Annotated in this window: 19 protein-coding genes; 8 read left to right on the plus strand and 11 right to left on the minus strand. The window is 70.4% G+C overall.

Features of this window, described 5'->3' with window-relative positions:
• Nucleotides 1-109: 109 nt before the first annotated feature.
• The gene (locus UA74_RS18120) at nt 110-892 is read right to left on the minus strand and encodes an alpha/beta fold hydrolase (RefSeq protein ID WP_075741330.1); all 783 of its coding nucleotides are present in this window, start codon (nt 890-892) and stop codon (nt 110-112) included.
• Nucleotides 893-1,283: 391 nt separating this feature from the next.
• Between UA74_RS18120 and UA74_RS18125 the strand changes: the two genes are divergently transcribed.
• Nucleotides 1,284-2,924, plus strand: coding sequence for a glycoside hydrolase family 13 protein (locus UA74_RS18125; protein ID WP_075741331.1), 1,641 nt, complete (start codon nt 1,284-1,286; stop codon nt 2,922-2,924).
• A 195-nt stretch (nt 2,925-3,119) separates the two neighbouring features.
• On the opposite strand, the gene UA74_RS18130 is transcribed toward UA74_RS18125, so the two are convergent.
• From UA74_RS18130 to UA74_RS18140, 3 genes are all read right to left on the minus strand, one after another.
• On the minus strand, nt 3,120-4,193 hold the full coding sequence (locus UA74_RS18130) for a LacI family DNA-binding transcriptional regulator (protein WP_075741332.1): 1,074 nt from the start codon (nt 4,191-4,193) through the stop codon (nt 3,120-3,122).
• Nucleotides 4,180-4,347, minus strand: coding sequence for a hypothetical protein (locus UA74_RS32985; RefSeq protein ID WP_198042767.1), 168 nt, complete (start codon nt 4,345-4,347; stop codon nt 4,180-4,182). The genes UA74_RS18130 and UA74_RS32985 overlap by 14 nt, the downstream gene beginning before the upstream one ends.
• Before the next feature lie 246 nt (nt 4,348-4,593).
• The gene (locus tag UA74_RS18140) at nt 4,594-5,454 is read right to left on the minus strand and encodes an endo alpha-1,4 polygalactosaminidase (RefSeq protein WP_075743945.1); all 861 of its coding nucleotides are present in this window, start codon (nt 5,452-5,454) and stop codon (nt 4,594-4,596) included.
• Nucleotides 5,455-6,144: 690 nt separating this feature from the next.
• Between UA74_RS18140 and UA74_RS18150 the strand changes: the two genes are divergently transcribed.
• Nucleotides 6,145-7,323 carry a SagB/ThcOx family dehydrogenase gene (locus UA74_RS18150; protein WP_198042768.1) on the plus strand — a complete coding sequence of 393 codons (1,179 nt, stop codon included), beginning with the start codon at nt 6,145-6,147 and terminating at the stop codon, nt 7,321-7,323.
• 332 nt (nt 7,324-7,655) lie between these two features.
• Nucleotides 7,656-8,585: a ferric reductase-like transmembrane domain-containing protein gene (locus tag UA74_RS18155; RefSeq protein WP_157434629.1), complete on the plus strand. Its 930-nt coding sequence runs from the start codon at nt 7,656-7,658 to the stop codon at nt 8,583-8,585.
• 65 nt (nt 8,586-8,650) lie between these two features.
• Here UA74_RS18155 and UA74_RS18160 read toward each other — a convergent pair whose 3' ends face one another.
• The 5 genes from UA74_RS18160 to UA74_RS18180 all read right to left on the minus strand — a co-directional run bounded on the left by UA74_RS18160 (nt 8,651) and on the right by UA74_RS18180 (nt 13,107).
• The gene (locus UA74_RS18160; protein ID WP_075741337.1) at nt 8,651-9,418 is read right to left on the minus strand and encodes an ABC transporter permease; all 768 of its coding nucleotides are present in this window, start codon (nt 9,416-9,418) and stop codon (nt 8,651-8,653) included.
• Between the two features lie 2 nt (nt 9,419-9,420).
• On the minus strand, nt 9,421-10,176 hold the full coding sequence (locus tag UA74_RS18165; protein WP_075743946.1) for an ABC transporter permease: 756 nt from the start codon (nt 10,174-10,176) through the stop codon (nt 9,421-9,423).
• A gap of 26 nt (nt 10,177-10,202) precedes the next feature.
• The gene (locus UA74_RS18170) at nt 10,203-11,108 is read right to left on the minus strand and encodes an ABC transporter ATP-binding protein (RefSeq protein WP_075741338.1); all 906 of its coding nucleotides are present in this window, start codon (nt 11,106-11,108) and stop codon (nt 10,203-10,205) included.
• Nucleotides 11,109-11,251: 143 nt separating this feature from the next.
• Nucleotides 11,252-11,911: a response regulator gene (locus UA74_RS18175; RefSeq protein WP_198043134.1), complete on the minus strand. Its 660-nt coding sequence runs from the start codon at nt 11,909-11,911 to the stop codon at nt 11,252-11,254.
• An 11-nt stretch (nt 11,912-11,922) separates the two neighbouring features.
• Nucleotides 11,923-13,107 (minus strand): sensor histidine kinase, encoded by a 1,185-nt coding sequence (locus tag UA74_RS18180; protein ID WP_198042769.1) that lies wholly within the window; start codon nt 13,105-13,107, stop codon nt 11,923-11,925.
• Between the two features lie 574 nt (nt 13,108-13,681).
• Between UA74_RS18180 and UA74_RS18185 the strand changes: the two genes are divergently transcribed.
• From UA74_RS18185 to UA74_RS18205, 5 genes are all read left to right on the plus strand, one after another.
• Nucleotides 13,682-15,457, plus strand: a complete 1,776-nt coding sequence (locus UA74_RS18185; RefSeq protein ID WP_075741340.1) for a carbohydrate-binding module family 20 domain-containing protein — start codon at nt 13,682-13,684, stop codon at nt 15,455-15,457.
• 545 nt (nt 15,458-16,002) lie between these two features.
• Nucleotides 16,003-16,653, plus strand: a complete 651-nt coding sequence (locus UA74_RS18190) for an SRPBCC family protein (protein ID WP_075741341.1) — start codon at nt 16,003-16,005, stop codon at nt 16,651-16,653.
• Between the two features lie 489 nt (nt 16,654-17,142).
• Nucleotides 17,143-18,420 (plus strand): ABC transporter substrate-binding protein, encoded by a 1,278-nt coding sequence (locus UA74_RS18195; RefSeq protein ID WP_075741342.1) that lies wholly within the window; start codon nt 17,143-17,145, stop codon nt 18,418-18,420.
• Between the two features lie 98 nt (nt 18,421-18,518).
• The gene (locus tag UA74_RS18200; protein WP_075764990.1) at nt 18,519-19,403 is read left to right on the plus strand and encodes a carbohydrate ABC transporter permease; all 885 of its coding nucleotides are present in this window, start codon (nt 18,519-18,521) and stop codon (nt 19,401-19,403) included.
• Nucleotides 19,400-20,227, plus strand: a complete 828-nt coding sequence (locus UA74_RS18205) for a carbohydrate ABC transporter permease (RefSeq protein ID WP_075764992.1) — start codon at nt 19,400-19,402, stop codon at nt 20,225-20,227. The genes UA74_RS18200 and UA74_RS18205 overlap by 4 nt, the downstream gene beginning before the upstream one ends.
• Before the next feature lie 362 nt (nt 20,228-20,589).
• Here the strand turns inward: UA74_RS18205 and UA74_RS18210 are convergent, their stop codons facing one another.
• Together UA74_RS18210 and UA74_RS18215 are read right to left on the minus strand one after the other, a co-directional pair.
• Entirely contained in the window at nt 20,590-21,384 is a 795-nt protein-coding gene (locus UA74_RS18210; RefSeq protein WP_075764994.1) for a PIG-L family deacetylase, read from the minus strand.
• Nucleotides 21,385-21,540: 156 nt separating this feature from the next.
• Nucleotides 21,541-22,545 (minus strand): LacI family DNA-binding transcriptional regulator, encoded by a 1,005-nt coding sequence (locus UA74_RS18215; RefSeq protein WP_075766213.1) that lies wholly within the window; start codon nt 22,543-22,545, stop codon nt 21,541-21,543.
• Between the last annotated feature and the right edge of the window lie 507 nt (nt 22,546-23,052).

Raw genomic sequence — 23,052 nt, forward strand, 5'->3', positions numbered from 1 at the left:
TCTCCCGGGTCGCCCCGTGCCGCTCCGCCCGCGATTCGGCCGCGCCGGGGCCCGAGCCTGCCGCTCCGCCAGGAGACCGCCGGGAGCTCGGGCGGCCGGAGCAGCAGCGTCACCGAGGCGAGGTCGCCCCGAGCAGGTGACGATCGAGGAACGCGCCGAGACGCGGTAGGACGACCTCGGGCTCGGCGGCGCCGAAGTGGTCCAGTCCGGCGATGACCTCGACCTCCCAGCCGAAGTCGATCAGTTCCTCTCGCCGCTCGGCGACGGTCGTCCCGAGATGCGCGATGGGTTCGCTGCCCGCGGTGATCTCGTCCGCCCCGCCGACGAAACACATCCGGGGACAGGTGAGGATCGGCTGCGCCGCCCGATCGTCGAAGCCCTGCAAGGCCTCGTAATAGGTGACGAACTGGGGCAGCTGCTCACGGGCGGCGGGCGGGATCGGCGCACCCATTGCGTCGACGTCGACCTCCGCCAGCAGACCGGCATAGCGCAGCATCGCCGCATAGGGTCCGCCCAGCGGCGGGAATCCGGTCATCGCCAGGGCGGTCAGCCGGTCGGTCCGCACGGCGAGCTGCAGGCCTGCGACGCCGCCCCAGGAATAGCCCCACCAGGCGAATTCCTCGGCGTCGACGGCATCGGCGATCGTCAGCAGATCCTCGGTCACGTTGTCCGGCGTGAGCGTCTGCGGTTTGGGTCTGCCCGGATAGCTCATCACCACGACGCGGTATCGATCGGCGAGCCCGTCGATCAGCGTGCGGCAGGATCTCAGGACCTCCTCGCGCAGTGGATGGTCCGGCGGCCGGGGGTCGGCGCTGCCCAGCAGCACCACTGGGCCGTCACCGTGCACCTCGTAGTAGACGTCCTCACCGTCGTGTGCTCGGACGATCGCCATGAGCGCCTCCCTCCTCGGGTCGGGCCATGCTCACACGGTCGACGTCAGACCCGTGTACACCTCGGGTCCGGCCTGCGATCCCGCCCGAGCGGTGATCCCCGCCCGGGACCGCCGAGCCGGACCGCCCGTCGAGTCGACGGGCTGACCGGTCCGCTTCGGCGCCGCCGTGCCACGTCGGCGGACGCGGTCCACACCGGACGAGTGCACAGTGGCCAGTGCGGCGCGGCAGCGCCCGGATGCGGCCGACCGCCGCAACATCCGGTGCGGGCAGGCAGGTCCGGCCGCTCCCGGCCGCTGGGTAACATTTACTAAAAGGTGTTTCACGAGGCCTTCCGCCGCCCGCACCCCGCCGGTTGACTCCGGAGCGAGACCACCGCTCGAAAGGACTCCGATGGCCAACGACCTCGCCGTGACCGAGCCCAGCACCACCCCGGTCGGCACCCGACAGTGGTGGCACGACGCCGTGGTCTACCAGGTCTACTTCCGCAGCTTCGCCGACTCCGACGGCGACGGCATCGGCGACCTCCCCGGCATCCGCTCCCGACTGCCCTATCTGGTCGACCTCGGCGTGGACGCGCTGTGGATCACGCCGTTCTACGCCTCGCCGATGGCCGACGGCGGCTACGACGTGGCGGACTACCGCGCCGTCGATCCGACGGCGGGCACGCTCGACGACGCGGCGGAGCTGATCCGCGAGGCGCACCGGCTGGACCTGCGCGTGATCGTCGACATCGTCCCCAACCACACCTCCGATGCGCATCGTTGGTTCGTCGAGGCGCTGGCCGCGCCGCCGAACTCCCCCGCCCGCGCTCGCTATCACTTCCGGCCCGGCCGAGGCGCGGGCGGCGAGCAACCGCCGAACGACTGGGAGTCGGTGTTCGGCGGACCGGCGTGGACGCGGCTGCCCGACGGCGACTGGTACCTGCACCTGTTCGCGCCGGAACAGCCCGACCTCAACTGGGATCTGCCCGAGGTACGCGAGGAGTTCCTGGACATCCTGCGGTTCTGGCTGGACCTCGGGGTGGACGGCTTCCGGGTCGACGTCGCCCACGGCCTGATCAAGGCCGACGGCCTGCCCGACGTCGGACACGACGACCACGTCCGGCTGCTCGGCGCGGCACCGCTGCCCTTCTTCGACCAGGACGGCGTGCACGAGGTCTATCGCGGCTGGCGGGAGGTGCTGGACTCCTATGACGGCCCGCGCATCGCCGTCGCCGAGGCGTGGACGCCCAGTGCAGAGCGCACCGCCCGCTATCTGGAGCCCGACGAACTGCATCAGGCCTTCAACTTCCACTATCTGCTCGCGGGCTGGTCGGCGCAGGCCCTGCGGACGGTCATCGACGACACCCTGACCTCGATGGCACCGCTGGGCGCCTCGGCGACCTGGGTGCTGGCCAATCACGACGTGACGCGGACCGCGACCAGGCTCGGCGACGGTCCGGAAGGCCTGCGCCGCGCCCGTGCCGCCGCGATGCTCATGCTGGCCCTGCCCGGCTCCGCCTACGTGTACCAGGGCGAGGAACTCGGCCTTCCCGAGGTGCTCGACCTGCCAGAGGAGTCCCTGCAGGACCCGACCTGGGAACGCTCCGGACACACCGATCGGGGCCGCGACGGCTGTCGAGTCCCGCTGCCATGGAGCACCGAGGGCGACTCGCTCGGCTTCAGCCCGGCGGACTCGGCGGTGTCCTGGCTTCCGCAGCCTGCGGGCTGGGCGGAGTTGAGCGTGGCGGCGCAGGAGACCGATCCGCATTCGACCCTGGAGCTGTATCGACAGGCGCTACGGGTACGCCGCGAACACCCCGCCCTCGGCGCGGGCGAGGCGGTGGAGTGGGCGGCGGCTCCCGCCGACGTCCTACGGCTGCTCCGCCGGGACGCCGCCACCGGCCGGGCGGTGACGGTCGTGGCCAATCTCGGCGACCACAGCGTGCGGCTGCCCGGTCTGCACACCGTGCTGCTCGCCTCGGGACGCTACGGAGTCGACGGCGACGACCTCCTGCTCCCGCCCGACACGACCGTGTGGTGGGAGTGCTGAGAGCCTGTCTTCGGTTCCGCTCCGTCGTGGGCGGGGCTCGACGTGGACGAACTGCACGGCGACCGGTGGGAGCCAGGGCGGAGTCATGGTGACCGGCGACGCCGCAGATCGCCGCGCCTGCCCCGCGCAACTCCGACAGCAGGGATCGAGAGGCAGGCTCCGAGAAGCCCCGCAACGGGGTCGGCAGGCCGCGTCTCAGCCGCGCCGCGCGGGCGGCCGGGCCGTGGACTCTCGGACGATCAGCGCGGTGCTCAGCGTCTGGTGCGGATGCTGGTCCTCGCCGTGGACGGCCGAGACCAGGAAGTCCGCGGCCAGCCGCCCCTTGGCCAGGATCGGCTGATTGACGGTCGTCAGCCGGGGACGCAGCCAGGCCGACTCCGGCAGGTCGTCGAATCCCGACACCGAGACCTCGCCGGGGACGGCCAGGCCGAGGTCGTGCAGGGCGTCGAGCGCGCCGATGGCGAGGACGTCGGAGAACGTGACGATCGCGGTGGGCCGGTCACCCGCCATCAACGTCTTGGTCGCGCGATAGCCGTCCATCCTGGTGCACGGCACCTCGAGGACGGCGACGTCGTCGAGGGTCAACTCGGCCCCGGCCAGTGCCTCGGCGACGCCTGCCCTGCGGCGGGCGAGCGGGCCGTGATAGCCCCGGCTCGTCACCGAGGGGCCGGACTCCATCGACAGGATCGCGATCCGGCGATGGCCGAGGGCGAGGAGGTGGGCCACGACCTCGTAGGCGCCGCGCTGATCGTCGATGTCGACGCTGGGCACTCCCTCGGGCGGATCGCTGTCGACCAGGACGAACGGGATACCACGCCGTTGCAGCTCGGCGACCTCGCCTCGGTCGGTCTCCAGCCCGCACACGATGAAGCCGTCGACGGCGGCGTACGGGATCGCCTTGAGCATCGAGTCGGCCACCGGTGGGACGAGCAGGGCGGTGAGGCTCTCCCGATCGCACACCTGGCCCACCCCGACGAGGAAGCGGGAGTGGTACGGGTTCTCCATGATCTTCGCCAGCTCCTGGGGGAACAGCACCCCGAGCGACTGGGTCCGGCCGCGTTGCAGCATCCGCGCAACGGTGTTGGGGGCGTAGTCCAGGCTGCGGGCCGCCGCCAGGATGCGGTCCCTGGTCGCGACCGAGATCCGCGCCGGGTCGTTGAAGGCGAAGGACACGGCGGACCGGGAGACGTTCGCCGCCGCGGCGACGTCCTTGGCGGTGGGGCGCGGCCGGGGTCTGCCCGGCTCCGCACCACTCTCACCCGTGCTCATCGACCGTCCCGTCCAGCTGTGTCTCGACGTCGAGTATGTGGCTCGGCACGGCCCCGCGAAGCTCGCCGAACACGGGCGCCCAGGCGCGGTACGACAGCCCGATGACGGCCGGTCGGTGTTCGGGCGCAGAGGCGGCGACGTGGGGAGACGACACGCCGACAGCTTCGCACACGCCGAGCGGGCGTGGCTGAGCCCGCTGCCCGCTCGACGAGCCGTTCCCCACCCCGGAGTCCCGGGCGGGCCGGTGCCCGCTCGATGACGGTCTCCCCTGGTCTCGGGCTTACTCGCCGTCCGCACCGATCGCCTCGGGCCGCACCGATTTCGGCAGGCCGTCTGACGACCCGCCGAGCACGCGGCGGACAGTGGGGCGGCACCGGCCTGCTGCCGCCGCCGACGCGGATCAGCAGGCGTCGTACTGGTAACCGGGCGTGCCGGGCCTGCTGACGGCGACGTTGCGCAGCACCACGGAGACCGAGTCCCCCACCTCGGCACAGGTGGCGTCGAAGTACTGGCGCTCGTACTCGATCGCGATCAGGTGATCGCCGTAGACCGCGCGGTAGTCCTGGCACTCCTGCCAACGGCCGCAGGACTCGGCGATGGCGAAGTCGAAGCCGATCTGCTCTCGGGAGACCTCGGCGGGCAGCTCGACGGTGTTCTTCTGTGCCGAGGCGAGCTCGAGCGAGTGGGCGACCTCGGTCAGCAGGGTGGCGAACTCGACCGCCTCCTCCTCGCCGAAGGGCACCTGGCCCTCCAGCGGTGTTCCGTCGAACCTGATCCAGGAGTCCAGGTTGTCGTACTCCACTGCCGAGAAGCCCTTGGTCGCGCACGTCTCAATCATGGGTCGCAGGTATTCGATCGCATCCGCCTGCTTCTCCGGCGTGGAGATGTCGACCAGGTACTCCCCGCCCCAGTTCGGGTCGTCACCGAGTTCGCTGAGCACCAGGTGCGCGGGCCAGTTGGACTGTGCATCCGGCCGGTCGAGGCCGCCGTCGTCGCTCTGGGTCTGGAAGGCGTTGACGTAGCAGATCCCGTAGGCGCCGTCGGGCGACTCGCCTGCGTACCAGTCCCGGGACACGACGTCGACTCCGTCGGGCAGCGGGTAGTCCCCGCCGATCTGGTAGTCGAAGGTCGCGTCGATCGGCGGAGCGCTCCAGGCCTGCTCGGGTAACGCGGTCACCCCGGAGGTGAGTTCGGGGGCCGCGACGGCGCAGCTCGCCGCCAGGGGGATCGCGAGGGCCAGAACCGAGACGCGACGAATCATGACGGCATCCTTCTCGATCGATCTGCGGAGGCGCGCACCCACGGGCCCGGCTGCTTCGAGTTCGGCCCGTCGCCGCGCGTCATGATCTTGCGGACGGTCCTCACCCTACGACGCCTTCGGTGGGAGATTCCCCGATTCGTCGCCCGCTCTGCCGCCAGGGAACCGGACAGGTCGCTTGCCTCGATCGGCGGGCCTGCCCCCGCGACGGCGGCGCACGACTGCGGCGGTGCGATCCACTTCGGCCGTCCACAGTCGACCGATGTGACTCAGGTCACTCAGAATCCGAGATCGTTTCGGAACCAGCGACCGGTCTGCGACGACTAGTCGGTGCACGGATGGCACGAGCGACAGGTCGGGGACCGCGAGGGCCGGCAGGAGTCGAAGGACGCCTGCCGACGCACGCGCACGGTGCCGACGTCGTCGTTCGGCGACGCCCGAGGAGGTGACCGCAGATGCGCAAGAAGGTGATGACGGCGAAGATCCGCCGGAAGAAGACCCGTACTCGCACCCTCACCAACCACGGCTGATCCTGACGACGCATCACCGCCGACGTCGCCGAGACGGCGTCGGAAGACGGTGATCGAACAGATCGGCAGCAGTACCCGGTCGGCGTCGCGGGCGTGGAGACGTCGCGCCTGCGACGCCGACCGGTCGGTCGACGACGACGCGGACGCGGAAGGCGAGGTTCAGGTGGAGTACCGACGTTCCCGCAGCCTGGCACTGTACTGGCACGACGGTGAACTGACCGTGGAGAACTATCTGGAGACCCGCTCGACGGACGAGGAGCAGGACAACGCGCTCGCCATCGACGAGGAGACCGTGACGCTGCTCAGCCGCTTCGAGGAGTTCTCCGACGTCGACGAGGTGGTCGCGTCCTTCCCCGAGCACGACCCCGACTCCGTCCGCAAGGCCGTCCTGGGGCTGGCCGAGGACGGGCTGCTGCTGACCCGCGACGAGACCGAGCGGGAGGACCGACTGCTGGCGACCTGGGGCGCCTGGGGCGAAGAGGCCCGCTACTTCCACTTCGGCACCCGCAACGCGATCTACTCCGGCGACAGCCTGGAACAGCGTCGCTCCGACGCCCGGTGGATCAGGGAGACCGGCGGCGAACCGCCCGCGATCTTCAAGAGCTACCCCGACGCGCCGCGCGTGTACCTGCCCCGGCTGCCCCGCCGCATCGACGACGACTTCGTCGACGTCCTCACCCGCCGCCGCACCCACCGCGTGTTCACCGGCGAGCAGGTGAGCCTGGCCGACTTCGCGACCGCGCTGTACTACACCTTCGCGCCCATGCAGCTCTACGACGCGGGCGACCTCGGCACGCTCATGCTGCGGACGAGCCCGTGCGGCGGCGCCCGACACGAGCTGGAGGGCTATGTCGGGGTGTTCGACGTGCAGGGTGTGGCGCCGGGGCTCTACCACTACAACGCCGAGAGTCACGCGCTGGAGCTGATCGACGCCGACTTCGATCGTGATCGGCTGCACCGGCTCACCTACGAGTCGGAGATGTGCACGCCGTCGGCCTTCGTCTGCTTCGTCACCGCCGTCTTCGAGCGCACCATGTACAAGTACCGGCATCCGCGCGCCTACCGGGTGACGCTGCTGAGCGCAGGCCACCTGGGGCAGACCTTCGTGCTCACCAGCACGGCGCTGGGCCTCGGCGCCTGGCAGACGGCCGCGTTCCGGGATGACGAACTCGATGCCGCGCTCGGCGTGGACGGCTTCGCCGAAGGCGTGTTGTACATGTTCGGCGCGGGCCATCCGGTGTACGCGGCGGACGGGATGCCCGCCGGGATCTCCCGCGCCGGACTCGTCGATCCGACCGCGCTCATCGCCCGGCATCCGACCTCAGGCGGCGACCAGGCGTGAGCCGTCGCCTCGGCAGGTCGCAGGCCCCGGTGGCTGATCCCGCTTCGGCGCCGGGGCCCGACATCGGCGGGCGCGTGCGGCGCGGTCACACGACGTCGTCGGCCGTCCGGTGCTCGCGCGAGCACCGGACCCCCGGCACGGTGCCACCGCGAGCGGCCATGATCGACTCGTCCCGGACGGTCGAGACGTCGAGCGACCCGGCGTCCCGGTCCATCGAGCGGCCCGCAGGCGACGCCCACGACTCAGCTGCCGAGGCACGACGCGCAGCAGGCGGCACGCGGGCGTCCTGACGGGCGATGGCGGCGGCGCAGGCCGCCGGTTACAACAAGGAGATGACGGTGGAACGTACCGACGACAGCCCGAGATCCTCGCGCGGCGACCTGCGGACCGACCTGGGTTCGACGGCGGTCGAGCTGGTGGTCGCCGCGCTGCTGACCGCCGCGGTGTACGCCCTGCTGTATCAGCGGATCGAGGCGGAGACCTCGGACACCACCCTGGTCATGCCGTTCATGAGCGACGCGGCGACGCACTGGCCGTACTGGCTCAGCCAGGCGTTCGGCTGGACGGCGCTGCTGTGGTCCTGGGTGACGGTGCTGCTCGGGCTGGCCGTCTCTGGCAGGTCGCCCGGCTGGCTGCCGCTCTCCCCGGCGCGACTGGAGCGGCTGCACCGGTCGACGAGCCTCACCACGATCGTGTTGATCTTCGCGCACGCGCTCGTGCTGGCGTGGGACCCCGCCGACCCCAACCTGGCGGGCAGCTTCATCCCGTGGATGTACTCGCATCCGCCCGGCCGATTCGGCGTCGCGCTCGGCGTCATCGCCTTCTGGCTGGCCATTCCGCTGGGGCTGTCGTTCTATCTGCGCAGGCGCATCGGTCCCCGGCTCTGGCGGATCACGCATCGTTTCGTGATCGTCGTCTACATCCTGGGTGTGTGGCATACCCTGCTGTGGGGGACGAACGTGTGGTTCGACGGAACCGCGCGGCTCGTGCTGTGGGCCCTGCAGATTCCCGTCGCGGTCCTGCTCGTCCTGCGGCTGGTGGAACCCGCTCGACGACGTGAGCGACTCGGGCTGCGCCCCGCCGAGCTGCGCGGCAACCTCACCGCAGGCACCCTCGCCCGGCTCGGCGGCAGGCTGATCGCCGCCCTCGCCGCCGTCGCGCTCCTCGTCGTGGTCGTCACCGGCTCCATCGGCGGACGCGACCGCGACGACTACGAGCGGGTGCCCGCAAGCGAGCAGCAGGATCACGACCACAGTCATTAAGCCTGCCGGGTGGTGATCCAGCCGCTCTGGATCACCACCCGGCCGAGGGCGACCGCGTTTCAGACTCAGACGCGAGTGTCGCTGCGGTCGAGCAGCATCGACGTGACCGCGACGATCACTGCGGTCAGCACGACGGCGACGAGGACCACGAACGCCGCACTCTGCAGGGTCAGCGCGGAGGCCTCGAAGCTCGTGGCCTCCCCGGAGACGAGGGCCGTGCCGATCTGCGTGGCCTGGGTGAGCAGCGCATAGGGCAGCACGGCGACGACGTCGACTCCCAGGAGCAGCGCCATCGTGCAGGCTCCGGTGCAGACGAGCGCGATCGCGACCGGCGCCGCGAAGGAGCGGAAGAACGTCGAGAGCGCCGACTGCAGTGCGGCCACGGGAACACACGCGACGATCACCAGGACGCTGCTGACGTAGTACTCGGCGGGCAGCATCCCCGGAAGTCCGAATGCGACCCTGCCGAGCACGATCACGGTCGCGACGAAGACGAGCTGCATCGCGGCGGCGAGGACGGCGATCGCCGCGAGCTTGCCGAGCACGACGTGTGCGGTGGGGACCGGGCCGCTCATGAGGGCGTTCCAGTTGCTGTTGCGGTGTTCGACGCGCCAGACGAGCGAGGCGAGGATCGCGATCCCCACCGAGAGGATCACCATGCCGTAGAACCCGATCGATCTGATCCAGAGGGTGTGCCAGCCGTCGGCGAATCCGCCGTCACCGGCGAGGGTGCTCACCGAGCCCGCGATCACCATGATGACCGGGAGGAGGACGACGACCGCCCAGCTGGTGGAACGCTTGAGTTTCAGGAACTCGGACGTGACGGGACCCATGGTCATGCCTCCTGACGGTCGAAGCGCCCGGTGACGAGCACGAACAGGCCACCGCCGACGACGGCGAGACCGAGGACGCTGAGCCGGGGAAGGTCGAAGTACACCAATTCCTCGCCGACGTAATCCGCCGGGGCGGTGAGCGAGTAGTAGCCCCAGGGGGTCAGGTGTGCTGCCCACGGCGGCAGGATGGAACTGAAGACGGCGAGGAAGATCCCGACGACGCCGACACCGAGACTGACGAGCTGGTTCTCGATCCGGGCGGCGAGCAGGATCTGGCAGGCCAGGACGGCAAGGTTGATCACGGTCAGCGAGGCGATGTACTCCGCCCACCGCCCGATCGGCACCGGCGCCGAGACGCCGATCGCCGCCCCGAGACCGATCAGCAGCGCTCCCCACGCCACGGTCGCCGAGGTGACCAGGAGCCCGAGTGCGACGAACTTCGCCCGGCAGAGCCGTCCCGGCGTCAGGCCGGACGTCGCGGAGGCCAGCCACCCGTTTCCGGAATGCTCGATCTCCACCTGACGACTGGCGAGCACGGCCAGCACCACCGGGGAGACCAATGAGACTCCCATGCCGAGACCGGCGAACAGCACCTTCCATCCGTACCCGTCGGGGTCGTCGAGCCTGCCGAGCACACCCGACCCGAAGGCGGTGAACGCCGCCATCCCCACCGCACCGACCACCAGCAGCGCGACGACGAGACCGGCCTTGAGACCTCGCATCTTGGCGAACTCGTTCGCGACGGCCTTCGTGCTCATCGTCTTCCCGGCGAGCATCCGCGCCGTCACAGCCCGCCGCCCTCGGTGAGGGACAGGAAGACGTCCTCGAGGGTCTGCTCGTCGCGGCGGACGCCGTAGACGCCGATGCGTTCCCCGACGAGGGCAGCCACCACACCGGCGGCGCCTTGGTTCTTGAGCCCGGGGACTCGGAGGATGCCGTCCGCCACCGTGACGTCCAGGCCGGGCTTCAGGAGTGCCTGCGCCCTGCGCGGATCGGAGCATTCGATGAGGACATCCGGCGTCGAGGCCGTGGAGAGCTCGTCTCGGGTGCCCTGGAAGATCATCCGCCCGCCGGAGAGGATGCCGAGCATCGTGGCGGTCTTGTCGATCTCGCCGAGGAGATGGCTGGAGACCAGGACGGTGACGCCGTCGTCGGCCAGCCGTCGAAGGAGATCGCGAATCTCCTCGATCCCGGCGGGGTCGAGCCCGTTGGTGGGTTCGTCGAGGATGAGCAGCCTCGGCTGCCGCGCGAGCGCCATGGCGATGCCCAGGCGCTGCTTCATGCCGAGGGAGTAGTCGCGGACCTTCTTGTCCAGCTGCCCCTGCATCCGCACCGTCTGCACCGCGAACTCGATCTGCTTGTCGTGCAGATCAAGGAGACGCGCGACGATGCGCAGGTTCTCCCGGCCGGTCAGATGCGCATATCCCGGCGGGGCTTCGATGAGCGAACCGATGCTGCCGAGCTGCTGCCTGCGGGTGGCACGAGTCATGGGTCGACCCATGATCCGGACTTCACCCTCAGACGGGCGGACGAGGGAGAGCAGCATCTTCATCGTGGTGGACTTGCCCGACCCGTTCGGGCCGAGGAACCCGTACACGCACCCTTCCGGGACGCGCAGGTTCAGATCCTCCACGACGGTGCGTGCACCGTACTTCTTGGTGAGGTGATCCGTGGCGACAATGCAGGACATGCCTGCAACGGTGTCAAGATCACCGGCTCGGCTCGTCTGCTGGAACGACTATCTTTCGCTAGTCGTGTCGTTGACGAGTCGCCGGAGCGTAGTCGGCCTGTTTACCTGCCGTCCTGTGCGGACGAGCGTGCGGCGGTGCCTGCTCAGTTCCTGCCGCCTGCGACGAGACCGATCTTGTAGGCGAGAACGACGGCCTGCACCCGGTCACGGAGGCCCAATTTGGTCACGATGCGGCCGACGTGGACGCGGACGGTGTTCTCCGCGATCACCAGCGCATCGGCGATCTCCGCGTTCGACAGTCCCTCGGCCATCCGCGCCAGCACCTCGCGTTCCCGCGCGGTCAGTCCCGACAGCCGAGAACCGGTCCAGGGTTCGCCGTCGTCTCGGCGCGGCGGCCGCCCGGCGGCGAAGTGGTCGAGCAGCCGCCTCGTGGTGCTCGGCGCGACGACGGCGTCGCCCCGGTGCACGTGGACGATCGCGGCGGCCAGCTCGTCCAGCGTCGCGTCCTTGAGCAGGAATCCGCTCGCGCCCGCCTGGATGGCGTCGTAGGCATACTCGTCCAGATCGAAGGTGGTCAGCACCAGCACCTGCGGGCCGCCCCCGACCCGGATGCGGCGGGTCGCCGCCACGCCGTCCATGCGCGGCATCCGGACATCCATGAGCACCACGTCGGCCTCGACCGTGCGGAGCAGCTCGAGGGCGGTGTCGCCGTCATCGGCCTCGCCGACCACGGCGAACTCGGGTCGGGTGCTCAACAGCATCCGGAAGCCCGCCCGATACATCTCCTGGTCGTCGACCAGCATGATGCGGATCGTCACCGGTCACCCTCGATCGGCAGCACCGCGCGGACGTCGAAGCCGCCGCGCAGGCGAGGGCCTGCATGCAGGGTGCCGCCGTAGGCGGTGATCCGCTCGCGCATTCCGATCAACCCGTGTCCGCCCTTCCCACCCGTCCAGGGATCCTCGGGCGGATTCTGCCCGTCGTCACGGACGCGCAGTTCGACGGCATCCTCGTGGTAGTGCACGGCCACGTCGACGATGCTCAGCAGCGTACCGCCGTGTCGCCGTGCGTTCGTGAGTGCTTCCTGGATGATGCGGTAGGCGGCGAGGTCCATCCCGGCGGGCAGCGCCACCGGATCGCCGACCACCGCCACATCGACGCGAAGCCCCGTCGCACGCAGCTCGTCGACCAGCCGATCCAGTCCGGCCAGGCCCGGCTGTGGGACGCGCGAGGCGGTGTCGTCATCGCGAAGCACGTCGAGCATGCGTCGCATCTCCGTCATCGCGGCCCGGCCGGTGTCCCGGACCCGTGCCATCGCACGACCGGCCTCCACGGGCGCCGTCTCGACGGTCCGCGACGCAGCGTCGGCCATCACCACCATGGTGCCGAGGCTGTGCGAGACGATGTCGTGGATCTCCCTGGCGATCCGGGCCCGTTCCTCGGCGGCGGAGATCCGCGCCTGAGCGTCCCGCTGCCGCTCCAGTTCCCGCGCACGATCGCGCAGACTCGCCACCAGCTCCCGGCGGGCTCGCTGCAGTGTGCCCGCCAGCCACACCAGCAGAACGCCGATCATGAACTGCACCATGGCGCCGACGCCGAGGTAGCCGTCGTCGACGTACGGCATGGCGGCGACGGGCAGCCACAGCAGCACCGCCACCACGGACCATCCGCTCTGTGTCCAGGGAAAGCGTGCGGCGAGCGAGAACACCGCGAACACCAGCGTCACGTCCGCAACGAGGAGTCCCGCATCGAACAGCACCTGCACGCAGGCGGCGGCGAACATGACCCCGAACGCCGCGACCGGGTGCGCGCGGCGGAACAGATACGGCACGCACAGGAACACCGAGACACCCAGCAGTCCGAAGACCACCGCCTGCTCGGCGTGCTCGAGGAACGTCGTGATGTGCGAACCGCTGTACGCGAAGATCACGGCGATGGTGATCCCGTCGATCAGTCGGGAGTGCCGTGAAGACCAGTTACTCGCCGTCGTCGGGCTCACGGACGCACCGACGGGCTGTCGCATCACCGGTCGCGTCGCACCCTTCATGCAACCGGAGACTACCGTCGCCATGGACCCGTCCCCTCGGCCGCGAAATCCGCGCGCGATGCGCCGCGGACCGCCCCGACGTCGCGAGTCAGGTCCACTGTTTCACACACTGATCAAACGATTTCTGCAAGAATTTTCAGTCGGCTCGCCGCCGGTAGTGCTCTCAATCCGTCGCAGGTACGACGGCAATCGCCGATCGAGCAGCCCGTGCTCCTCCGCCGATCTCGACGGCCGAATCGCCCTATCCCAACGAACACACTGCTCCGACGGCGAATCGACATGGCGCGCTCCGGCACTCGACACGGGCTGACGGGCGAATCGAACTCAGGGTCGTCAGGCCTTGACGACGACTCCCTGAGTCTTTACCTTCAGAACACATCCCGGAAACCCTGCAAATTCTTCCCTACTCTTGCAAGGCATTGTCACGCCCGAGCGGCGTGCCGTCGACATGCCCTGCTCCGCTTGAGGTGTCGCGGCCGCCCACTCCGCCGCGCCGGGCTGTTTCACGCGTTCCAAGGAGGCAACCGTGAGATCGAGATCCCGTTCCACCACCCGGCCCAGACTCGGCCGATTACTCGCAGGCCTGCTCGCGGGCGTGCTCGCGACGTCCACGGCCACCGGAGTGCTGGCCGCACCGGAGGCCGAGGCGGCGCCGCCCGGCGACAAGGACGTCACCGCTGTGCTCTTCGAGCAGACCTTCTCGTCGGTGGCCCGCGCCTGCACCGAGGTCCTCGGGCCGAAGGGCTACGGCTACGTGCAGGTCTCCCCGCCGCAGGAACGCATCCAGGGCCCGCAGTGGTGGACCGCCTACCAGCCCGTCAGCTACCGGATCGCAGGCCCGCTCGGCGACAGGGCCGCGTTCCAGTCGATGATCTCCACCTGCAACAACGCCGGTGTCGACGTGATCGTGGACGCCGTCGTCAACCACATGTCCGCCGGTTCCGGGACCGGGACGGGCGGCACTCAGTACTCCAAGTACAACTATCCCGGCCACTACCAGGATCAGGACTTCCACGGCTGTCGGCAGCCGATCAACAACTACAACGACCGCTACAACGTCCAGCAGTGCGAACTGGTCGGCCTCTCGGACCTGAACACCGGCAGCGAGTACGTGCGCTCCGAGATCGCCGAGTATCTGAACGACCTGATCTCGATGGGCGTCGACGGGTTCCGCGTCGACGCGGTCAAGCACATGGCCACCGACGATCTCCGCGCCATCAAGAGCAGGCTGTCGAATCCGAACGTCTACTGGGTTCAGGAGGCCATCTTCGGCGCGGGCGAGGCCGTGAGTCCCGCTGAGTACCTCCAGAACGGGGACGTGCAGGAGTTCCGCTACGCCACCGGACTCAAGCGGGTCTTCACCGATGAGAGCCTGGCGTATCTGGCGAACTACGGCGAGGCCTGGGGATTCATGCCCGCCGGGCAGTCCGGGGTGTTCATCGCCAATCACGACACCGAGCGCAACGGCTCGACCATGAACTACCGGGACGGCGCGGCCTACACCCTGGCCCACGTGTTCATGCTGGCGCACCCCTACGGCACGCCCTCGGTGCACTCCGGCTACGACTTCTCCGACCACGACGCGGGCGCGCCCGGCGGCGGGAACGTCGGCGCCTGCTACAGCGGCGGCTGGCGTTGTCAGCACGCCTGGCCGCAGATCGCCAACATGGTCGGCTTCCGCAACGCCGCAGGCGACGCGGGCATCACGAACTGGTGGGACAACGGCAACGACGCCATCGCCTTCGGTCGAGGCGACCGGGCCTTCGTGGCGATCAACCACGAGGGATCGAGCATCACCCAGACCTTCCAGACCTCGCTGCCTGCGGGAACCTACTGCGACGTCCAGCACGGCGATCCGACCTCGGGCGGCGGCTGCACCGGCACCACCTACACCGTCGACGGCGGCGGCCGGTTCACCGCGACCATCGGCGCCCACGACGCCGTGGCCCTCCACGTCGGCGCCACCGGCAGCCCCGGACCCGGCCCAGGCCCTGGACCGGACCCCGGCCGGACCGGTGCGGCGTTCAGCGTGACCGCGACGACGTCCTGGGGCGAGAACATCCTCGTCGTGGGCGACCACGCGGGCCTCGGGGCGTGGAACCCGGCGGCTGCGGTGCCGCTGTCCTCGGCGAGCTACCCGACCTGGACCGGGGACGTCTCGCTGCCCGCAGGCACCGTGGTGCAGTACAAGTACCTGCGCAAGGGCGCGAACGGCTCGGTCACCTGGGAGAGCGGCGCCAATCGCAGCGCCACCGTGCCCGCCAGCGGGGTGGTCCGGATGACGGACGCCTGGCGCGGTTGATCGTCTGACACCGCCCGCGCCGACGTTGCGACCTTCTCCGCCGCGCCCGGCCCTCGTCTCGGACGGGGCCGGGCGCCCGGCTTGCGTCCTGCGCTGTGGCGAGCCCTGCTGTGGCAAGCCCTGCCCTGCTCCTTGCGTGCGGGTGGCCGGACGCCGGCTGGCTGCGTGCGGAATGCCCGCTGCCACGCGGGATCTCGCGCGCACCGCCTGCGGGCCGAACGCCCGGCGACGTGTCCGCGCCCGTCCGCCGCGCCCGCCTGCCCTGCCTGGCAAGCTCGCTGGACGCGCGACTGATCGGAGCGGCCGCCCCGCCGCTCCCGGTTCGGCTGCCGGGTCACCGCCCGCGCCATCGAACAACCGCTCCTCCGGACCGGCTGCGGCCGCGCGGTGGCGAGACGACGGCTCCGGCGCCATGCTGCGGCAGGGTGCGCGTCGGCCGCCTGCACCGGCCATCGCCGCCTGCAGACCGAACGCCCACGACATCAGGGAATATAAGCCGGCACTGATGTCGTGTCGCCTCACCAGGACGAGGAGAGGGAGAAGGCATGAGCGACATCGTCGACCAGGTCAACCAGACGCACCGCGAGGTCGGCACGGGTCGCATCCCCGCAGGCGAGGGCCGCACCGTCCTGCTGCGCAGGCATTACGCGGCCGACGTCGAGGACGTCTGGGACGCCTGCACCGACCCGGACCGCATCAGCCGCTGGTTCCTGCCGATCACCGGAGATCTGCGCCTCGGCGGCCGCTACCAGCTCCAGGGCAATGCGGGCGGGGAGATCCTGCGCTGCGAGCCGCCGAGCCTGCTGGCGGTGACCTGGGTGTTCGGGGACGCTCCGACGGAGGAGGACGTCACCGAGGTGGAGGTGCGACTGGCCCCGGCCCCGGAGGGCGGCACGCTGTTCGAGCTGGTGCACACCGCCGTCGTCGACGAACAGCGATGGGCGCAGTACGGTCCCGGCGCGGTCGGCGTGGGCTGGGATCTCACCGTGATCGGCCTTCACCTGCACCTGAGCGGACAGGTCATCGAGGACCCGGCGGCCTGGGAGTCCTCGCCGGAGGCTCGGGAGCTGGCCGTCACGAGCAGCCTCGCGTGGGGCGCGGCGCTCCAGGCCTCGGGCGCCACCGCAGAGGAGGCCGCCATCGCGGCCGAGAACACCACCGCGTTCTACGCCCCGGAGCCCGACACCGCCCCGTGATCGGCCGCAGGCGCAGCACGCCCCCGATCGGCCCCGTCACGGCATTTCCGTGGCGGGGCTGAACCGGCCCCGTCTGCCGGCCGGCTCCGGCGGCACGAGCCCGCGCGCGCGAGCCCCGACCGCGACCGAACCACCGACGGTGGGCGCCGATCGTGGCACCGAATGATTCGACGACCCGATTCGCCGATCGGTCGAATTCATTCGACGAGAAATCACCGATTCGACTCGACATCGATTGCGACGGGACGGAATCTCCGGGTCTCGTCCCACGAATTCTCGCAATCGGCGGCACAGTGCTGCGTCGAGCGCGGGAATACCGGCCGCCGAACGCCTGATCCCCGCTCGAAGGTTCTTCTTTCGCCGTCAACCATGCGCTAATCTCCACGACACGGAGTCGCCGTCGAACCCGACGACTCGACCACGCTGCGACAGTCGGGGAACCAGGGCCGGCGTCGAAGGAACAGCTCGGACGTCGACGGAGGTTCATGCGTGCGGAATTCCCGCTATTCCGGGGGCCTCCCCGCATCTCCCCACCATTCGATTCCCCGCCGAACGATTCTGCGGGCGGCGGGACACGGACTACTCGCGGCGGGTGCGCTCTCCGCAGTGGCGGGTTGTGGAACGGCGACTCGGGACGGACCCGCGCTGCAATGGTGGGATTACATCATCGAGCCGGAGCGGCAGGCCGGGGTGGCGGCGCTGATCGCCGAGATCGAACGGGCGAATCCCGACATCCGCATCGAGCGGCGGGTGTTCCCCTATGCCGATCTGCAGCCCGCGCTGCTGCGGGGCGCCGTCTCCGGCGAGCTGCCGGACATCGCCGTCGTCGACACCGTGCAGGTCGGCGTGCTCGGCGGCTACGGCCTGCTGGTCGATCTCAGCGAGCACGTGCGCCGCTGGGGCATGGCCGATCAGTACGTCCCGGCGGCCTGGGATGCCGGAGTGATCGGCGACCGGGTGCTGTCGGTCCCCAACAACAGCAACTGTCTCGCCCTGATCTCCAACGTCGACCACCTCGACGAGGCAGGCGTGGACGTCCCCGCCGACTGGCCCGAGCTGGCGGCCGCCGGGCGCGCCCTGACCACCTCGGACCATCGCGGGCTCGCCGTGGCCGCCACCGCATCGGAGGAGGGGGTCTTCCAGTTCCTGCCCTTCCTCTGGCAGACCGGCGGCGACCTCGCCGACTTCGAGACGGCGGGCGCCGAGGCACTGGACCTGCATCGGCGGCTGGTCGCCGACGGCGCCCTGTCGGCGCAGGCCGTGGGCTGGACGCAGCAGGACGTCGCGGGACAGTTCACCTCGGGAGCCGTGTCGATGATGCTCAACGGCCCGTGGCAGCTGCCCACCCTGCGGGCCGCCGAGGGACTGCGGTTCCGGGTCGACCCGCTGCCCGCCGGCCGGACTCGGGCGTCGTGTCTCGGCGGCGAGGGCTGGACGGTCATCGCGGGGTCGACGAAGGTCGAGGCCGCCTGGCGGGTGATCGAGCACAGCCAGCGCAGTGAGGTGCTCGTCCCGTATCTGGACACGATGGGCCTGCTGCCCGCCAGGACCGACCTGACCGACGCAGGACCCTGGGCGCAGGACCCCGAGCTCCAGGTCTTCCTCGCCGAGCTGCACCATGCCCGGCCGAGGGCCTACGGCGCGGGCTATCCGGAGATATCCCAGGAGGTCTCGCGGGCGCATCAGACGGTGCTCTCGGACCCGGCGGCCGATCCGCTCGAGGTCGCATCGGCGGCCTTCCAGCGCATCGCGGGAGACCTGCCGTGACGCGCGGCGGCGGGACGCCGACTCGCCTATCGCAGACGCGCGGTAGAGCCGAGCCGCCGGGGCGGCACCGAGGTCGCCGGGCAGGCGGGCGCGGGGCGGTGTCGACGGCCCGCAGGAGGGAGGGTCTGCTGCTCGCGGCGCCCGCGCTGCTCTTCCTCCTGGCGCTCCTGGCCTTTCCGCTGCTCTACAACCTGGTGACCTCCGTCCTGGACGTCGATTTGGCCGGCCTGCTCGGCGAGGGAACCCCGTTCGTCGGCGCCGAGAACTACCGGGCGGCGGTCTCGGAGGCCGAGTTCTGGTCGGCCGTGGGACTGACCGTCGTGTTCACCGTCAGCTCGCTCGTCCTCCAGTTCGGCATCGGGTTCGCCCTGGCGCTGCTGTTCGCGCGCCCGTTCCCGCTGAACGGCCTGCTGCGGTCGCTGATGCTCGTGGCCTGGCTGCTGCCGCCGGTGGTCAGCGGCTCGTTGTTCCGCTGGATGCTCGACGCCGACGCGGGCGCCTATAACGCGATCCTGCGCTCGCTGGGGCTGGAGGCGCTGACCAACGCCTGGCTCACCGACACCGGCACCGCGCTGGCGGGGGTGATCTTCGCGAACGTCTGGATCGGCGTGCCGTTCAACATGATCCTGCTGCTGGTCGGCCTCACCTCGCTGGATCGTGATCTCTACTCCTCTGCCGCGTTGGACGGGGCGAGTGTCTGGCAGCGGTTCCGGTACCTGACCGTCCCGCTGATGCGGCCGGTGGCGGCGGCCGTGCTGCTGCTCGGGCTGATCTACACGTTCAAAGCCTTCGACCTGATCTTCGTGATGACCGGCGGCGGGCCGGTGGACGCCACCAGGGTGCTTCCGCTGCTCGCCTATGAACGGTTCTTCGAGTTCTTCCGGTTCGGCGAGGGCGCCGCGATCACCGTCCTGCTGCTGGTGATCCCGCTGGTGGTGTCGCTCTGGTACGTCCGCCAGCTCGGCAAGGAGACCGACCGATGACGTCGACGCGACGGCCGTGGCTGCTCACCGGGATCGCGACGGCGATCGTGGCGGTCTTCCTGCTGCCGCTGTACTGGATGGCCGCCACCGCGCTGAAGCGTCCGGAGGACGTCCTGGCCACCCCGCCGCAGTGGCTGCCGATCCCGCCGTCCGGCGCCGGATTCTCCTCGGCGGTCTCGGACCCGCTGCTGTTCCAGGCCCTGCTGAGCAGCGCGATCATCGCGTCGGGTACCACGATCCTGACACTGCTGCTCGCCGCCCCGGTGACCTATGCGATCGCCCGCACCCGGGTGCCCGGCTCCCGGCTGATGCTGCTGGCGATGATGGTCGCGCAGTTGTTGCCGAGCATCGTGCTGGCCGCACCGCTGCTGCTGCTCATGCGGATCGTCGGACTCACCGACACCCATCTGGGGCTGATCCTGGCCGACACGACCCTGACGCTGCCCTTCGCCGTCATCGTGCTGCGACCGCTGATGGCGGCGCTGCCCGCCGAGCTGGAGGAGGCCGCCCGCATGGACGGCGCCTCGGTGGTCGCCCTGTTGCGCCGCATCGTGCTCCCGGTGCTGCGACCGGGACTGATCGCGGCGGGCGCGTTCGCGTTCCTCCTGGCCTGGGGCGAGTTCGTCTTCGGCATCACCCTGGCCAGCTCGGAGTCCGTGCAGCCGGTGACGGTGCTGCTGAACTCCTTCGTCGGCCGCTACGGCACGGCGTGGGGCTCGCTGATGGCCGTGGCCACCTTGATCAGCGTGCCGATAGTCCTGATCTTCGCGGCCTTCCAGCGCTTCATCGTCAGCGGCCTCACGGCGGGCAGCGTCAAGTCCTGATCACCTCGGTCGGCGCGGCCCGGCGGCGGCCAGGCGGGGCGGGTGGTGCAGGGAGGCGATCTCAGGGCGGCAGGACCGGACGGACGGCGAGAAGGCGATGCGCGACGCCGGAGTCCGTCCGGGTCGGCGGGCGCTCGCTCACCCGGCGACGGACCGGGCCGCCCGCATCCGCCGCCTCAGCCTGCCCGTATCGCGGTGCGTCCGGGCAGGCCCGCAGGGCGAGACGCGACCCCGCCCGACGCCGGGGCGGCGCGGCGCTCGTGCCGCGCCGCCGTCGCGCACGGCACGCCCGCTCGGCACCTCGGCGTCGCGCCGCCGAACCCGTCAGAGCCCTACGAATCCGTCAGAGCCCTACGAATCCGTCAGAGCCCGGCGAACAGGTCGGTCTCGGTGATACCGGGTCCCTGGCCCTCGCGGATGAACCACTCGATGCCGAAGGCGACCGAGAAGGGCTCCTCGGACATCGACAGGAAGAACGACTCCTCGCTGATCTGGCTCGCGTGCGCCCGCATGGCCCGCCGCTTGTGGTCGTTGTAGGCGGTGACGTCGACTCTGGCGGTCAGGACCGACTCCGGCTTGCCGACCTCGTCGCCCCCGTTCATGTCCGGCACCTCGAGACCGGCGGCCTCGGCCTGTGCGGCGAAGGCGGCCATGCCCCGCTGAAGGTGATCGCGATTCATCGTGTTCTGGTACACGCGCGGCGTCCCGGCCAGCTCCGCCGCCCGCATCCCCACCCGGTGCACCTGGATGTGATCGGGATGCCCGTAGCCGCCGTTGTCGTCGTAGCAGGTCAGCACGTCCGCGTTCTCCTCACGAAGAATAGCGGCGAGCTTCTCGGCCGCCTCCTCGACCGACGCCGTCCAGAACGATCCCGGCGCGTCGTTGGTGGCCTCGCCCATCATCCCGGAATCGACGTAGCCCAGGAACTCCGTCCGCGCCACGCCGAGGATCTCGGCGGCGGCCTCGGTCTCGACGACCCGTCGCTGCCACAGTTCCTCGCCCTCGGCCAGAAATCCCTCGGGCACCTCGCCGTGCTCCCCGCGAGTGGCGACCACCAGGACCACTCGGTGGCCCTCCTCGAAGGCCTTGCGCATCACCCCGCCGCACGCGATGCACTCGTCGTCGGGATGAGCGTGAAACGTCACCATCGTCGCCATGCGGCGAAGGTACTCGGCGCGGGAGACATCGGATCGACGGCTCCACGGCGGCGATCGGGTCGGCGGCACCGCCTGAGCCCCAGTCGCCGAGTCCCGCCCGGCACCCGGCCGCAGGCACGTGCCGAGCCGACGGCGGTCCGTCGCGGGTCGCCCTGTTCAGCGACCGGTCTCGGGGGGTCCGCTGGACTCGCGCACGGTGAGACGCACCGCGTCGGGCAGCGGGAAGGAGTCGGCAGGCAGGCCGTTGAGCGCGCCGAGGGCGATCTCGGCGACGTAGCGGCCGAACGCCTGGTTGTCGATCGCCACCGTGGTCAGCGAGGGCACCAACAGGCGGGCGACGGGCGTGTCGTCGAAGCCGACGACCGAGAGATCGGCGGGCACCCGCAGGCCCTGTCGCAGCGCGGCGGACACGACGGCGGCGGCGAGTTCGTCGTCATAGCCGCAGACCGCCGTCACGCGATCCTCGCAAAGCCAGCTCCGCATGGCGGTCGTGGCGCTCTCGAGGTCGGGATCAATCAGAGCGATCCTCGGCTCCGGGAGTCCGTTGACCACACAGGCCTGCCGCAGGACCGTCTCCCGCTGTGCGGCCCGCGCAGCTAGCCTGGGCTCGGCAGGCAGCGCGCAGCCGACGCGTCGGTGGCCCAGGGCCGTGAGGTGTCTGATCTGGAGCGCGACGCCCTGCGCCGCAGGCCAGAAGGTCGCCACCGGCCGGTCGCCCTCCGCAGGGAGGATGCGCTCGACCCCGGCGCGTCGCATCGACAGCATCTCGGCGGCCGAGAACGGTTCGAAGCCCACCACCATCTCGGGCATCAGCACCGACCAGAGGGGCGCGGCAGACTCCGGCGGCCGATGGTGGACGACGAGCTGGTACCCGGCGTCGGCCAGCCGCACCGTAGCGGCCTCGAGGAGTTCCCGGAGCGCATGGCCGACCGGCAGGTTCGGCAGCACGATCAACACGATCCGGCTGTGACCGCTGCGCAGCGCGCGAGCCCCGTTGTGCGGCTGGTAGCCGAGCCGTTCCGCCGCGGCGAGAACCCGTTTCGCGGTGGCCGCCGAGATCGACTGCGATGACGTGCGATTGAGCACGAAGCCGACGGTCGCCCTGGACACCCCCGCCTCAGCGGCCACGTCGGTGGCCGTGACCCGTCTGCCCGTCGTCATCCCGGTGTGCACCTCATTCGCCGCCGCACCGATCCCGCCGCTGCTCCGATCGGGCAATCTTAGAGCCTGTCCTTGATCCCCCTGGAGTCGTGAGCGGGGACCAGCGTGGATGAGCTGCCAGGCGGAGGAAGGAGACATGACGAAGTCATGTCGACTGACGACAACACGCCGCAGATCGCCGCTGCCTGCCCCGCACAACAGGAAAGTGGGGATCAAAGACAGGCTCTCAGCTGCCTGCCACTACTAGCACGTGCTAGCTTCGGATCACCGACCGCACTGCCGTGATCCCGACCGACCTCCGACAGGAACCGCCCGAGACGCCCGGCCCGATCCGGCCCGCAGGCCGTTCGACCGGTCAGGGCACCCACCACCACAGCAGCCTGCCTCGCGGGCCCGGCTCGTCGCCACCCGTCTCTGCCGGAGACGGCCGGGTGTCGGGTCGAGGTGCAGGCTCCGGCGCGTCGTCGCCCAGCACTCCCCCGCAATCGACCAGCAGACGAGACCAGG

This window comes from Actinoalloteichus fjordicus (assembly GCF_001941625.1).
In the GTDB taxonomy this organism is placed as follows: Bacteria; Actinomycetota; Actinomycetes; order Mycobacteriales; family Pseudonocardiaceae; genus Actinoalloteichus_A; species Actinoalloteichus_A fjordicus.